Source organism: Candidatus Magnetobacterium casense, assembly GCF_019173545.1.
Lineage (GTDB): Bacteria > Nitrospirota > Thermodesulfovibrionia > Thermodesulfovibrionales > Magnetobacteriaceae > Magnetobacterium > Magnetobacterium cryptolimnobacter.
Genome location: NZ_JABXWD010000550.1, coordinates 1 through 1,854, shown reverse-complemented (window position 1 = coordinate 1,854; position 1,854 = coordinate 1). Strand labels below are relative to the sequence as shown.

Annotated in this window: 1 protein-coding gene; it reads right to left on the bottom strand. The window is 54.5% G+C overall.

What is annotated here, in order from left to right; all coding sequences use genetic code 11:
- Positions 1 to 1,854, bottom strand: a 1,854-nt coding sequence (locus HWQ67_RS17430) for a chemotaxis protein CheA (RefSeq protein ID WP_218253969.1), incomplete at both ends; no start/stop codon positions are given.

Here is a 1,854-nt window from a genome sequence, read left to right as displayed (position 1 = left end):
CCTGCACGTCGCCAAAGAGCCTGTCCACGGCAAAGGCCACACTCTGTCCGGCATACTGGACTACCACGATGTTGTCACTGCGCCTGTTGCTGCCATTGGAGTTAAAGACACCGGCGAGGTCTATGTATGGGATCACCTTGCCGCGGAAGTCGAAGTAGCCGCGTGTTTCTATCATCTCTCGCTTTTCTGTGGTCAGGATGAAGCACTTTACTACCATATCCAGCGGGATGATATAAAACGCCCCCCTGATGCCTACCATAAAGCCGTCGATGATGGACAGCGTCAGCGGCAGGTGGATCAGCATAGTGGTTGATTGTCCCAGCACGGTGTCTATCTGGACAAAGCCGCGCATGACCTCGATGTTTCGTCTGACTACGTCCATCCCGACACCTCTGCCCGATAGATTGGTTACCGCCTCGGCAGTGGAGAAGCCCGGTTCAAAGATCAACTTGTAGAGTTCATTGTCCGGAGGTCTCTTGTCGGGGTCAACGATGCCGACCTTAACGGCCTTTTGCCAGATTTTATCAGCGTTAAGCCCCCTGCCGTCATCCGAAATGGCGATTATGATACTGCCTGCGTCGTGGTAGGCATCAAGCGTTATTGTACCTTTGGCCGGTTTTCCAGCATCAAGACGTTCTTGCGGGGGTTCGATCCCGTGGTCTACGGAGTTGCGTACGATGTGGGTCAGCGGGTCTGTGAGCTTTTCGATCATCGTCCTGTCAAGCTCGGTATCGCCGCCCTTAATGACGAGGTCGATGTTTTTTCCCATATCTTTACTGGCGTCGTGTACCAGCCTCTGGAAGCGGTTAAACGTTGCGGCTATGGGCACCATTCTCATTTTCATGGCTATATCGCGGATATCGTTGACGAGTCTGCTCATCAGCATGGAGGACTTTGACAACGTGCTGTCCTTGACCGTCTGTGCGTGCTGCCTGATCCCTCCGGAGGAGATGACAAGCTCTCCGACGAGGTTGATGAGGGCATCAAGCTTGGCGGCATCCACGCGGATAGTCTTGCCCTCGTCCGACGAGGCCGGCTTTCTGAGTTTGACCTGTTTATCGGCCGCAGCCTCTACGACCTCGCGATGGACCACGCCCTCTTTGACCAGGATGTCACCGATGGTGGGTTTTTCCTGCTCGGGTTCAGACTGCTGTTTTTTTAGTGCCTCATCAAGCTCTCTCCGGGTTATGGCCCCGCTCTTGACCAGTATCTCACCCAGGCGCCACTTGTCCTCGGCCAGTTCGTCAATGAGCGACATGTACGCCGGGGCAGTGCTGTGGGGCGGTATAATCCTGATCACACAGGATTCCTTGACAAATTCAAAGACATCCTCGATCTCCTGCTTGGTGAAATCGGAACAAAAGGCTATCTCAAAACCGAGGTAGCAGCTCTCTGGGTCCATCTCGTCGATATCGGGCAGGCAGGCGTACAACGTCGTCAAGTATACTATTTCACCATAACGCTTCAGATAGTTTATAAACGACAGCGGGTCCATGCCGTCGCGCAGTACATCCCTTCCGAACCGCAGCGATATGTGCCAGCAACTGCTGCCAAATGAGGAGTCCCCCTTGGCAGTTGCGATACCACAATCTGCTGGTGAAGCGGTGGCTGTAGCGGCAGCAGCGGTGGTTGTAGCGACAGGAGCGGGTGGCAGTAGGTATGGGGCCAGGGAATCGTGCAACTCATCGCCCTCCTTTATGATACTGACTGGAAGCTCATCGTCAGAGGTGCAGCTCAACTGCACCAGTTCGGCCATGTGGTCCTTGCACTTGAGCATGACGGCGATCAGTCCATCCGCTATCTTAAGTTCGTGTTGCCTGAGGCGCTCCAGCACACTCTCGACCTTGTGTGTGA